We start from the raw sequence: 13,610 nt of genomic DNA on the forward strand, positions 1-13,610 counted from the left end.
CCAAACAATCTGGGTATACTGATAGTAGACATCGGGTCATCTCCTTGTGTTTTAACTCTATTGGGAGTATTTACCCGATGTCCTTTTTCTAATCATTTTGATCAACACTTACGGAGATGAACCGAAAACGGTATGTGAGTTCTATGGAGGAGACTGGGCCGGCGTCATGGATATCGATATGGATACCTGCCTGTGGAGACCGGTCTGCTGGTTCCGGGCGGGAGGTGCGACCGACAGAACACGCGAGTTGATCAGCGGCCTGGAAGATGCCGAGGTCATGCCGCGCTGGCTGGAAGCTATGCACAGCGCCATGCCTATTGTTCTCACTGATACAACTGAAATCAGGGAATCCAATCCGGTTGAATTTGCACTGTATGAGCGTCTGGAGGCGAGAGCCATCCTGGCATCCCCTTTCTCTCCGGCACCGACCGGCTTTCTTGTCATCCGCAACCCTTCGAGATATCTGGAGCGGCCGGAAGCGCTGTACATCTTCGCCTATGTTCTTCACCGCGCGCTTGCCCAGCAGAATGTCATGGAACGTGAGAAGATCATCGAGGCCATGAACCCGATAGAACCGAGCTATGATGTCTATATCAGTTTCTTCCGCGACCTGGAAATCCGCACGGCAGGCGGTACACTGACCGAGCAGATCATCAATGCGCCGAAAACCATTCAGCTTGTTGCCTATCTGCTGTTGAAGCCGGAACGCGCCCACTCACCGAGAGAAATCTTTGAGCATCTGAATCCCGGAGAGGATTTTGACGGCAATACGAATGCGATCCGAGGCAGCATATACCGGTTTTCCAATATGTACGCAAAGCGCACCGGACAATCCGCAAGACTGATTGTCCGCGAAGGCAGCGGGTACAGGAGAAATCCGAATCTGAAGATTACGACCGACATCGAGCAGTTTGACCTTCACCTGAAAGCAGCCGAGGCGGCATCCGGAAGCGCTGAAAGAATTGATGAGCTCCGCAAGGCGGTAGAGCTTTACAAAGGCCCGGTTTTCATGTGCGGCAGAGACCAGCTGTGGCTGAATGATATTGTCAGTCAGTATGAGGTTCGCTACATCAAGGCCGCAGATGCCCTGATGCGCGAGCTGGCAAAGCAGAAAGACTATGCGGGTGTCATGCAGTACGCCGCCAGGGCGCATGAGCTCTTCCCCGGAAACGGCCTGATCTGTTACTGGCTCATCATGGCGACATACAGTCTGTCCGGTGCAGATATGGCAAAGAAGGAATACTTCCGCCTCAAAGACGATATGACACAGGAGGAAATCGATGTGGTAACAGCGCATCTGAAAAAGAACAGCCTGATACGATATGAGGAGCTGTTCGGCGTGTAACACATCCGGCGCACAGAGAAAACACCCGATTTTTCCCAAAACACAGAGAGCGCACAAATCAGAGATAAAATAGAATAGAACGAACAGCCGTGACACTCCAGCTGCACAGCTGAGGAACCCCCGTAAGTTAGCCTTTTAGCGCAAAAGCTAAATGACAACTTACGGGGGTTTTCTTATGTCTCCGGCACAATTTCATCATAGAGAGGCTTTTGTTCCGGCAGACAAAGACCTCTCTATTTTTTATGTCCAAAAGCGCAGAACGCGCTGCCGTTCTCCTCCTCCGGTTTCTGAATTCCAAACAAAATTCAGAAATTCGGAGGATAAGACAATGGCATACAACAAGGCCAGTGAAGAAAGAAAATGGCGGCTCTGGAAAGAGGCCGAAGAAAAACAGCTGCGTGAGCTCGGCGTCAGCGAGGACAGGATTGCGCAGCTTCGTACTTACGATTGGGAAGTTTTCAATTCCGACCGGCGGTATTACGAACATCATGCGGATGGCGGCGATTATATCGAACAGCTTGCGGCAGATGAGGAGAAACCGGATGTGAAAACTGTTTCAGATTTTCTTGACGGCATCGACAGCCCCGCGCTGTTCAGCCTGCTTTCGGAAACCGACCCGATCACCGTTCTGATTGCGCTGAGAAGATCTCAGGGAAAATCATTTTCCGAGATTTCTCTGGAAGTGGGGTTATCCGAAAACACCGCCCACCGGCGTTGGACTCGCCTGAAAGAAAAAATCAAAAAATCTTTTTGAGCCTGTCCGAAAACAAGCCTTCCCACCGGCTAAAGGGTGAGAGGAGCAAATGAGTCTGTCTGACAAAAAAACGATTCACGCGCTGCTTACTGAAACTTGAAAATTTCATACACATTCATCAGGTACGTTCCTGTGCGGGAGAGATTCTCCAGCTGCATGATAGTGCGCCACGACACGCCTGCCCCGATCCGGGTGATTACGGAAAGCAAGGCGGTGAGCGATTCCGAACCAATCAGAAATATCCGGCTGCAACGGATACGGCAACGAAACGCACAAGGGATAATGATACTTCCGTAATTCGCGGCCCGGCCACAATGAAGGCGGGGAGGTTAGAATCCTATGAGGCAGCTTCGCAGACTGCCGCCTGATGAGTTCCCCGCCTCCGGGGGTCGTGGACGAATGGGAGGCAGTATATAAAATTTAAGGTTTGGGAGGTGAAGCCATTGCGGAAAAACTGGGAGTACCGGCGCGGAGACGTCTATCTGGCGAATCTCGATCCGGTCGTGGGCGCAGAGATCGGCGGTATCCGCCCGGTATTGATTCTTCAGAACAACACGGGCAACTTCTTCAGTCCCACGCTGATTGCCGCACCGCTCACCTCCAACATTGATAAAAAGCCGAATCAGCCGACACATTTCCTGCTGGAACAGGTACGCGGGCTGAGCCGGCCTTCCATGGTGATTCTGGAGCAGCTGAAAACGCTGGATAAGCGCCGGATCATCAGATACATGGGACGGGTGGACAGCAATATCCTGTACAGCCCGGAATTCTGTAAGTGCCTTGCGGTGAGCCTGGCACTTTATTTGTAATATGCAGGCACTCACGATGAGTGCGGAAAGGAGCAGACCATGACACTGGATGAAATGAGAAAAGTGGACATCCGGACGGTTGACCCGGCAACGCTTCATGACCGCCGGGATGTGCGCATCGACAGCCGTCAGCCGAGAGAAAAACGCATTGCGTCCTACCTGAAGCAGATCGGCAATCCCTACTGCTACGTTGACGATGGTGTTGTTGTAAAGATCGGGTTTATGAACACCCGCGAAACGATTGATGACCGACTGGAAGGCTATGCCCGCAGTCAGGTCAGCAAGGGATGAAACAAATATCGACATCATCGACTGTCCCGGATGATTTCAATACAATGATAGCGGAGGTGATAAAAATGCCAGACAGAATCTGGAATGCAGCAGAATATACCCGTCTTTCCCGCGATGACGGCGACAAGGCGGAGAGCAATTCCATAACGAGCCAGAAGGAGATCATCCGGGATTATGTGCGCAGGCATCCGGAATTTGTGATCGTTAAGGAGTATGCGGATGACGGCTATTCCGGCGTCAACTTTGAACGTCCGGGCTTCAAGCAGATGATGGAGGACATCAAAGCCAAGAAAATCGACTGTGTGATCTGCAAAGACCTCAGCCGGTTTGCCAGAAACTACATCGATGCAGGACGGTATCTGGAAAAGATTTTTCCGTTCATGGGCGTGCGGTTCATTGCCATCAATGACAACTACGATTCCTGCGGCGAAAAGGCGCAGTCCGATGCCCTGATTGTTCCGTTCAAGAATCTGATCAACGATGCCTACTGCCGCGACATATCCGTCAAGATTCGTTCTCAGCTGGACATCAAGCGCAAGATGGGCGACTTCATCGGAGCCTTTGCACCCTATGGCTACCGGAAGGACGAGGCAAACAGAAACAGGCTGGTGGTGGATGAAGAAGCCGCCCGGACGGTGGAGCTGATCTTCCGGCTCCGCATACAGGGACTGTGCAATTCCGCCATTGCCGACCGGCTCAACAGCATGGGCGTCCTGAGTCCCATGGAATACAAGCAGGCGCAGGGTTTCAACTACTCCTGCGGATTCCGCAGCAACGAACAGGCAGAGTGGAGCCCCATGCTGGTGAAGCGAATCCTGACCAATGAAATCTATATCGGAACGCTGATCCAGCACAAATCCGGCACCCCGAACCACAAAGTCAAAAAGCGCGTGGAGTATGACCGGGATGAGTGGATCGTCATCGAGAACAACCATGAGCCCATTATCTGCCGCTCGGATTTTGATACCGTTCAGAATCTGATGCTGCGGGACGTCCGTACAGCGCCGAAGCAGGAAAAGGTTCATCTGTTCTCCGGCTTTGTGTTCTGCGGCGACTGTAAACACACCATGGTGCGGAAGACAGTCCCCAGCGGCGGGAAAAAGTATCATTACCTGGTCTGTTCCACCAATAAAGCCGGTAAGGGCTGTTCTCCGCATACATTCAGTGAGGACAAGCTGAAATCCATTGTGCTGCGGGTGGTGAACGACCATATTGAACTGATTGCCCAGGTGGAACAGGTGCTGGATTACATTGCATCGCTGCCGGAGCAGGAGCGGCGCATCATCAACTATGACGCCCAGATGACGGCGCTGGAAAATGAAATCAAGCGGTATCAGGATCTGAAAATCAACCTGTATTCGGACATGGCGGACGGTGTGATCAGCCGCGAGGAATACAAGGAGTTCCATGCAGGCTATGACCGCAGGATTGCGGACAGGCAGCGCCAGCTTGGAAAGCTGAAAGATGAGCGCAGTCAGGCCATGGAGAACAGCTCCGGGAACATCGAGTGGATTGAACAGTTCAAGAAGTACCGGCATCTGACGGAGCTGGACAGGGAGTGCATCGTCCACCTGATTGAGAAAATCCTGATTTATGACGGCAAGCGCATCGAGGCGTGCTTCCGATACAGAGATGAGCTGGAAAACGCATTGCAGTATATAGAACGGTTTGAGGATGTCCTTCCCACTGAGGAAGGCGTAATAATACCGGAGAGGAGGAACGCATAATGGCAAGAAAGAAAAGACAGTATTTACAGCCGGAGCAGGCGCAGGAACCGGTCAGCGCCATGCTGCCGTCCGTCTGGGAGACGGCCATCTACGCCCGACTCTCGGTTGAAAACAGCAAGAAGAACGACGACGGCGATTCCATCGAGGGACAGATTGAAATCTGCCGGGATTATGTATCGGAGCATCCGTATCTTCATCTGGCGGATACCTATGTGGACAACGGCTGGACCGGAACAAACACGGACCGTCCGGAGTTTCAGAGGCTGCTCTCCGACATTCGGGATGGAAAAATCAAGGCACTGGTCATCAAGGACTTCAGCCGCTTCTCACGTGATTATATTGAGGCAGGCAACCTGCTGGAAAATATCTTCCCGGCCATGGGCGTGCGGTTCATCTCGGTGGTTGACCGCTATGACAGCTTTGAAACGGACGGCTCCGCCAGCAGCCTGCTGATTCCGCTGAAAAACCTGATTAACAGCTTCTATTCCAGAGACCAGTCTAAGAAAGTGTCGCTTGCGGTTCATGCCAAGCAGCTGGCCGGCGAACACATTCCCAGCATGATCCCCTACGGATACCGGAAATCGACCACACAGGAGTACCGGTTTGAGCCCGATCCGGAGACCGCACCGATTGTCAAAAGAATCTACGCACAGTTTCTCAGCGGCACCGGAGCGCGCCCCATCATGCGCCAGCTGAATGAAGAAGGTATTCCCTCGCCAGGAAAGCTCCGCTATCTGCGCGGACAGACCAGGCGGGCGTGCTATTCCGACTGCCTTTGGACGCAGCAGGTCATCAAGCAGATATTGATGAATCCGACCTATATGGGCGATCTTGTCTTTGGACGGATGCCGACGGCGCTGTATCTGGGACAGCCGGATTATCACTATGAGCCGGATGAGAGCAAGTGGCGTATCCTGCCGGATATGCACGAAGCGCTGGTCAGCCGGGGCGACTTCTATCAGGTCAGAAAAATCCTGGAAGCAGGCCGCCGTGAGAATGAGGCCAAATTGGAAGCCAGCCGGAATTACCGCGAAAAGCATCCGCAGATCTTCAGAAGCGGAATCGTCCGGTGCGGGCACTGCGGCTCCAACCTCGGTTACAGCCGCCACGGCGAGAAAAAAGAAGGTCGATACAACTGCCGGAACAAGCAGTATGGCCGCTGTGATGTTGCCGTAGGCATCTCGGAGAAAAAGCTCGCGCCGATAGTATGGAACGCGATTCAGATACAGTTTGCCTTGTTCGCGGATTTTGAGGAAGTGACCGGGCGACTGAAGGATAGCGGCGTTCAGACGAAACGGCAGACTGAGCTTCAGCAGGAAATGCTGGAAGTCAGCAACCAGCTGTCCGGTTATCAGACGAAAAGGGAGCAGCTCTACAATGACTATGTGGACGGTATTCTCTCTGCCGGAGACTATATCGAGCTGAAAACCCGCTTTGACACCGCGTATCAGGAGCAGAGTTCCCACCTCAATCAGCTGTCTGTGGAGCTGGCCAGGCTGAACCGGATGCTTTCTGATGAGAACAAGTGGCTTGTGAACATCCGCAATATCCGCAAGGCGCGGAAGCTGACGCCGGAAATCGCCGAGGCCATGATTGACCACATCAACGTATATAAAACCGGTCATGCCCAGTACAGGCTGGAGATTATATTCCGCTTTCAGGAGGAACGGGACGCATTGGAAACGGCTTATCACGAATTGGAAGGAGGTGAAGCCCGGTGAAGAAACTGTACCTGTACATCCGCCTGTCGGATGCTGATGATGACCTGAAATTCAAGACCGAGAGCGAGAGCATCGCCAATCAGCGCACACTGCTGTATCGGTTCGTTCAAGCCCGCCGGGAGTTTGACGGCTATGAAGTGGTCGAGTTTATCGATGACGGCTACTCCGGCACCAACGGCAACCGTCCGTCCTTTGAGCGGATGATTGAAAGCCTGAAAAACGGCGAGGCAAACGTGGTTATCTGCAAGGATTTCAGCCGCTTTTTCCGCGACTATGTGGAGATCGGCGACTATCTGGAGCGCATCTTTCCGTTCCTGGGCGTTCGCTTCATTGCCGTCAACGACGGATATGACAGCGATGATTACAAGGGCTCCACGGCCGGCATGGAAGTGGTCATGAAGTACATTGTCTACTCCTATTACAGCCGAGACCTGTCCCAGAAGATCAAAACCGTCATGAGCACCAGAAAGAGCAAAGGCGAGTTCGTGGCTTCTCAAGCTCCATACGGATACATGAAAGACCCGGATGTGAAGCGGAAGATCATTCCCAATCCGGATACCGCGCCTGTGGTGCGTAAAATCTTTGACCTTGCACTGGAAGGAAAAACGCCGGCAGAGATTGCCGTTGTTCTGAACGATTATAAGCTGGAAACGCCGTCGGCCTATTTTATGCGAATGAATCCTGGGAGCAAAAAGTTCCGTACTTCCTCTCAGGAAGCCTGCTGGACTTCCAACAATGTGCGGGAGATTCTGAAGCGCCGGGAGTATACCGGTGTGATGGTCATGAATCAGCGCCGCTGGAAGGGGCTGGACAATCCACGGACGGTATGGACGGATGAGTCCGAGTGGCAGATCATCCCGGACTGCCATGAAGCCATCATCAGTGAAAGCGAATATGAAGAAGCGCAGAAGGTGTTCCGTAAAATCCGCAAGGGCTATGATCGGAGTCCCAATCAGTATCTGCTGCGCAGCCTGGTGCACTGCGGAGCCTGCGGACGCGCCATGCAGCGGCAGAAGCACTCCCCGGTGATTTACTACACCTGCCTCAAGTCTGTATCCAACAGAGAGACCGCCTGCCCGGTGGGCGAACGATTCATTGAGGCTGATCTGGAGCGCATCGTGAAGAACGACCTGCTTGAGAAGCTCCGTCTGCTGGTGGATGTAGATGATCGCCTGTATGCGGCGGCAGCTGCCAGTGAAGGCACAGAGGAAAACATCAGATTTCGGCTGGAACAGATTGAGAAATGCATGAAGCAGATCTCCGTCAGCCGGGTCAGCGCTTACGAGCGGTACGCCGAAGGGCGACTTCAGAGGGATATATACCTCATGGAACGCGATAAGCTGAACGCGGAGAACGACAGACTCAGCGCCGAGAAAGAGCGGCTGGAAAAGGAGCATTTATCCCTTTCTCAAAGCAGGGACCGTGAATTGACAGAGACCTGTGATATGGCTCGCCGGACGCTGACCGCTGACGAGCTGACCAATGACATGCTCCTGTTCTTTATCGATCACGTGAATGTGTACAGCGGCATGAGGGTGGAGATCATCTATCGTTTCTCCGATGAGATTGCCCGGTTGATCGAGCCGGAGAATACATCAGAATAAAAGCGGGAGCGGGCCCTGTTTACTGGGTGCCGCTCCTTCGTATGTGGGCTTGAACAGCCCATATTTTTTTAGTCTTTGCTTAACATCAGCAAATCCACCCTTTAAGGGTTCCTTAGATTATGAATCGGTTTCCAATGACCTGCTTGCCATAACCAGAACCAAGAAGACAGAATTGCTGTTCCTATCGCTCTTCCTCCGTATACTAAAGCCCGGTGGAAGATGTGCATCCATTGTGCCTGATGGTGTGCTCTTTGGAAGCTCCAGAGCACACAAGGCTATTCGTAAGGAGATCATAGAAAACCACAAGTTTGAGGCGATCATCTCTATGCCAAGTGGGGTATTTAAGCCCTATGCAGGGGTCTCTACAGGTATCATGATCTTTACCAAGACCGGTGCAGGTGGGACGGACAAGGTCTGGTTTTACGACATGGAAGCAGATGGCTATTCACTAGATGACAAACGAATACCTATCAAAGATAATGATATTCCAGATATTGTTGCGAGGTTCAGCAACTTGGCTAACGAAGAGAAACGGAAACGAACTGAGAAATCTTTCTTTGTGCCCAAGGATGAGATTGCGGCCAATGACTATGATCTCTCCATTAACCGGTATAAAGAGGTTAAGTATGAGGAAGTGGACTATGAGGAACCGAAGGTGATATTGAAACGGATTAGCGGGTTAGAGGATCAGATATGCGATGGATTGGCAATTCTACAAATGATGTTGAAGGACGATGACATATGCCAAAAATAGTGAGACTGGGGGATGTAGTTCTGAACCTAGAAACGGGGGGGAGGCCAAAGGGCGGGAGTGTCTCCAAAGGGGTGCCAAGCATAGGAGCGGAACACCTGAATAACAGCGGTGGATTTGATTTTGGTAATCTGAGATATGTTCCAACCGATTATTATAGGGATCTGAAAAAGGGGAAGGTTACCCAGGAAGATATACTCATTGTCAAGGATGGTGCTACGACTGGGAAGGTCTCGTTTGTGAGGAGTGACTTTCCTTTCAAGGAAGCAGCGATTAACGAGCATGTATTCAAAATAACAGTAGATAGGGAGCATGCTCTGCCTCAATATGTCTTCTACTACCTGTATTCGCCTATGGGTCAGAATGAGATTCTGAAGGATTTCCGCGGAGCGACAGTTGGAGGTATCACGAGGAGGCTTTTAGATCTTACTACTATTCCGATGCCTCGAATTGAAGTCCAGAGAAGAGTAGCTGGAGTCTTAGATAAAGCTCAGGAGCTAATCGATAAACGCAAGCGGCAAATAGAAATGCTTGATGAGTTTCTGCAGAGTGTGTTTTTGGACATGTTTGGGGACCCAGTGATTAATCCGAAGGGTTGGAGAAAACAAGCCATTGGTGAGCTAACGAGAGTTGAGACAGGAAGTACTCCTCGGCGGGATAGGAACGACTATTACTTAGGCGGGAGGATTCCCTGGGTGAAGACAGGGGAAATACGCGGGCTTCCTATTCGCCAAGTTGAGGAATACATAACAGAAAGGGCAATTCTGGAGACCAACTGCAAGGTTTTCCCGAAAGATACGATATTAGTTGCGATGTATGGACAAGGTCAGACACGGGGCAGGGCTGGTATCATGAAGATCTCAGGGGCAACAAACCAGGCATGTGCAGCCATATTGCCCTCACCAGCAATAAACGTTGACTTTCTTTTCAAACAGCTTTGTTTCAGGTATCAGGAGATTAGAGAATTAGGTCGCGGTGGTAACCAGGCCAATCTCAATTTGGGAATGGTTAGATCTCTAGAAGTAATTATCCCGCCGGTACATTTGCAGGAGGAGTTTAGCGGAATTGTCAAAAGGGCTACGACGCAACAGAGACTGATGAGACACAGCTTATCTTTGATGCAAAGCAACTTAAACAGCATAATGCAACGGGCCTTCAAAGGAAAACTTTTTAGCTAAGGAGGGCATCATGGGCTCTAACTTTGCTTTTCTACAGAAGAATGCACAGTTTAATAGCTTCTCCGATGCATGTCTTGATGCGGAAAAGAGTGTGGCCGTTAGCCCAGCTACTGCTGCTATACTGGCCCGTCGCGCCTTGGAACTAGCTGTTAAGTGGCTATACAGTTCAGATAGTGATCTTAAGGTACCCTACCAGGATAACCTCTCTAGCTTGATTCATGACCAGACATTTCGGGAGGTCATCGAACCGGGCCTTTTCCCCCTAATCAAGTACGTGGTTAAACTAGGGAATATGGCTACTCACTCGAATAGTCCAGTGAGTAGGAATGAAGTGGTGGTCTCATTACACAACCTGCATCAGTTTGTTTCGTGGTTGGATTACTGCTATTCCCCGGATTATGTGGATCAGGAATTCAGAGAAGACCTTCTACCAACCGGGGAAGAAGAGAAGAGATCCTCGGAGGCGCTTACACGACTTTATGATGAGCTTGGTGCTAAGGATCGCAAGCTTGAGAGTATGGTGGCGGCCAATGAAGAGCTAAGAAAGAGACTTACCGAAGTCAGGCAGCAAAACGTTCAAGCCCATGACTTTCATGTTGTTGAGATTAGCGAGTTTCAAACCAGAAAGCAATACATTGACGTTGAGCTGAAAGATGCTGGATGGGTCTTTGGTGTAGACTGTATTGAGGAATACGAACTACAGGGTATGCCCTATGGTACAGGCACAGGCTATGCAGATTATGTTCTATTTGGAGACAACGGCAAACCTCTTGCCGTGGTGGAAGCAAAGAAGGCTAGCATAAACCCGGACAAGGGCAAACATCAGGCAACTCTTTACGCCGATTGTTTGGAGCGCAGGTTTGGTCGACGGCCCATTATCTTCTACACCAATGGCTTCAAGACATATATCTGGGACGACGTGTTTTATCCAGAAAGGCATGTTTCTGGGTTCTACTCCAAGGAGGACCTGCAGTTATGTGTTGATCGAAGGCAGCACCGATTACCCCTTGATAAAGTCAGGATTAACGATGCGATCACTGACCGCTACTACCAAAAGGAAGCCATTAAAGCCGTATGCGAAACCTTCTCCCAAGGGTACAGAAAGAGCCTATTAGTCATGGCTACCGGCAGTGGCAAAACAAGGGTAGCAATTTCTTTGGTAGATGTCCTATCGCGTCATGGTTGGGTTAAGAACGCATTATTCCTGGCGGACCGTACGGCTTTGGTTAGGCAGGCCAAGGGTAGCTTCAATGCTTTGCTTCCAAGCCTTTCCCTGTGTAACCTACTAGATAGCAAAGATAACCCCGATAGTCGCATGGTATTCTCTACTTACCCCACCATGATGAATGCCATCGATGATACAAAACTAGAGGATGACCAAAGACTCTTTACCGTAGGTCATTTTGACCTAATCATCATTGATGAGGCCCATCGGAGTGTATTCAAGAAATACAGGGCTATCTTTGATTACTTCGACGCTTTGGTAGTGGGTCTAACCGCCACACCCAAAGATGATGTGGATCGAAATACATATGAAGTCTTTGAAATGGAAGACAACGTCCCTACCTATGCCTATGAACTAGCGGAGGCGGTTAGGGACGGTTATCTCGTACCGTATAATACCGTTGAGACCACCGTGAAGTTTCTTGAACAAGGCATTCACTACGACGAACTCAGCGATGAAGAGAAGGAGCTGTATGAAGATACCTTTGGTGAAGAAGGGGAGCTCCCGGACTTTATCTCCGGGGACAGTCTGAACACTTGGCTGTTTAATGATAATACCATAGATAAGGTCCTAGCCTTGGTGATGGAAAAGGGCATTAAGGTAGAAGGCGGAGACAAACTCGGAAAGACCATTATCTTTGCCAAGAACCATAACCATGCAGTGCATATTGTAGAGCGCTTTAACAGACTATACCCCCATTATAAAGGGGGATTTGCCAAGGTCATAGATAACAAGACCGACTATGCCCAGGATTTGATCGATCGGTTCAGTCTTGTAGGTAGTATGCCCCAAATCGCCGTATCAGTAGATATGTTGGATACGGGGATTGATGTACCCGAAGTGGTTAACCTAGTCTTTTTCAAGAAGGTGAGATCAAAGGCTAAGTTCTGGCAAATGATTGGGCGGGGAACTCGCCTCTGCCCGGATCTGTTTGGCCCGGGTTTGGACAAGGAGAGCTTCCTTATCTTTGATTTCTGTGGGAACTTTGAATTCTTCCGTGCCACTCCCCACGGGAAAGAGGTAAAGGGTACTATGGGCTTGACTGAGCGAATATTCAACACCAAACTTGAGCTTATTTACGAGTTGCAGCATCTTGATTACCAGGAAGAGAAATATGATCAGTACCGGGAAACGTTAGTCTCTGACCTAGTTGAAGAGATCAAGTCATTGAATACAGAAAGCTTTGTGGTGAAGCAGAAGCTTTGGTACGTAGAGAAATACCGCACCGAATCGCAATGGCAGAGCTTAACAGTTGTTGAAGTAGAAGAAATTAAGGAGAACCTTGGGCCGTTGATTCCTCCGGCCGCAGATGAGGAGATGGCTAAACGCTTTGACAACCTCATGTATACTCTACAGCTTGCTCTAGTTTTGGGAAAGAGCATCACCAAAGGTAAGAACGAAGTGATCCGCACTGCCAAAGTACTGTCGGTGCAGGGAACGATTCCCCAGATAAGGGCTCAGCGAAGGATCATTGCGGAAGTTCAGACCGAGCAATTCTGGACTGGTGTCGACCTTCTGCAACTAGAACAGGTGCGGGAATCACTAAGGGAGCTGATCCGGTTCATTGAGCACGATGCCTCACGTATCTACTATACCAACCTTACCGATGAGATCCTTTCCGTCCAGGAGAATGTAGGGGAATTCGGTTCAAGCGAACTGCAGAGCTATCGGAAAAAGGTAAATCAGTACTTACGAGAGAATAAGAACCACTTGTCTATTCACAAATTACGGACCAACAAGCCACTGTCCGAGGAGGACTTTCTGGCCTTGGAGCAGATACTATGGCACGAAGTAGGTACCAAGGAGGATTATGAACGGGAGTTCGGTAATACGCCGTTGACAGTGCTAGTGCTACAGGTTGTAGGATTAGATCAAGAGACAGCCAATGAGGCTTTTTCAGAATTTCTAAACGATCACAACCTTGACAGCAGGCAAATACGGTTTGTGAAAACCATTGTGGATTACGTAGTTAAGAACGGAGTCATTGAGAAGAAAGCCCTCCAAGAGGAGCCCTTTCGGTCCATTGGTAGCATCGTGGATGTGTTTCCCGAAGGTAGTGCACGGAAAATCGTGTCGATTATTGACCGGTTGAATGAGAATGCTATCAGTGCCGCAGGAGCATAGGAAACCGCTTGCTACTCGTTCATAGGACACGTATTCGGGAAACCTCTAGCGCCGGTCATCATTTATGCCGTGCGAAATGAC

General features: G+C 50.4%; 9 protein-coding genes and 1 pseudogene. All 10 read left to right on the forward strand.

Annotated elements, in window-relative coordinates:
• Nucleotides 1-166: 166 nt before the first annotated feature.
• The gene (locus M0Q40_04675) at nt 167-1,345 is read left to right on the forward strand and encodes a bacterial transcriptional activator domain-containing protein (GenBank protein ID MCK9221907.1); all 1,179 of its coding nucleotides are present in this window, start codon (nt 167-169) and stop codon (nt 1,343-1,345) included.
• A gap of 175 nt (nt 1,346-1,520) precedes the next feature.
• Complete coding sequence (locus tag M0Q40_04680; protein MCK9221908.1) at nt 1,521-2,099, forward strand: ECF-type sigma factor; 579 nt, start codon at nt 1,521-1,523, stop codon at nt 2,097-2,099.
• 443 nt (nt 2,100-2,542) lie between these two features.
• On the forward strand, nt 2,543-2,908 hold the full coding sequence (locus M0Q40_04685; protein ID MCK9221909.1) for a type II toxin-antitoxin system PemK/MazF family toxin: 366 nt from the start codon (nt 2,543-2,545) through the stop codon (nt 2,906-2,908).
• A 39-nt stretch (nt 2,909-2,947) separates the two neighbouring features.
• Nucleotides 2,948-3,199, forward strand: coding sequence for a hypothetical protein (locus tag M0Q40_04690; GenBank protein ID MCK9221910.1), 252 nt, complete (start codon nt 2,948-2,950; stop codon nt 3,197-3,199).
• Nucleotides 3,200-3,264: 65 nt separating this feature from the next.
• Entirely contained in the window at nt 3,265-4,926 is a 1,662-nt protein-coding gene (locus tag M0Q40_04695; protein MCK9221911.1) for a recombinase family protein, read from the forward strand.
• The gene (locus M0Q40_04700) at nt 4,926-6,647 is read left to right on the forward strand and encodes a recombinase family protein (protein ID MCK9221912.1); all 1,722 of its coding nucleotides are present in this window, start codon (nt 4,926-4,928) and stop codon (nt 6,645-6,647) included. The genes M0Q40_04695 and M0Q40_04700 overlap by 1 nt, the downstream gene beginning before the upstream one ends.
• A complete protein-coding gene (locus tag M0Q40_04705; protein MCK9221913.1) occupies nt 6,644-8,251 on the forward strand; it encodes a recombinase family protein in 1,608 nt (535 codons plus the stop codon). Before M0Q40_04700 ends, M0Q40_04705 begins: the two co-directional genes overlap by 4 nt.
• Before the next feature lie 88 nt (nt 8,252-8,339).
• A pseudogene (locus tag M0Q40_04710) lies at nt 8,340-9,005 on the forward strand (N-6 DNA methylase).
• Nucleotides 8,993-10,180, forward strand: coding sequence for a restriction endonuclease subunit S (locus M0Q40_04715; GenBank protein ID MCK9221914.1), 1,188 nt, complete (start codon nt 8,993-8,995; stop codon nt 10,178-10,180). Before M0Q40_04710 ends, M0Q40_04715 begins: the two are co-directional and overlap by 13 nt.
• A 10-nt stretch (nt 10,181-10,190) precedes the next feature.
• Nucleotides 10,191-13,529, forward strand: coding sequence for a DEAD/DEAH box helicase family protein (locus M0Q40_04720; protein MCK9221915.1), 3,339 nt, complete (start codon nt 10,191-10,193; stop codon nt 13,527-13,529).
• The last annotated feature ends 81 nt before the right edge of the window (nt 13,530-13,610 follow it).

The sequence above is a fragment of the Limnochordia bacterium genome, assembly GCA_023230925.1.
GTDB lineage: Bacteria > Bacillota > Limnochordia > DUMW01 > DUMW01 > JALNWK01.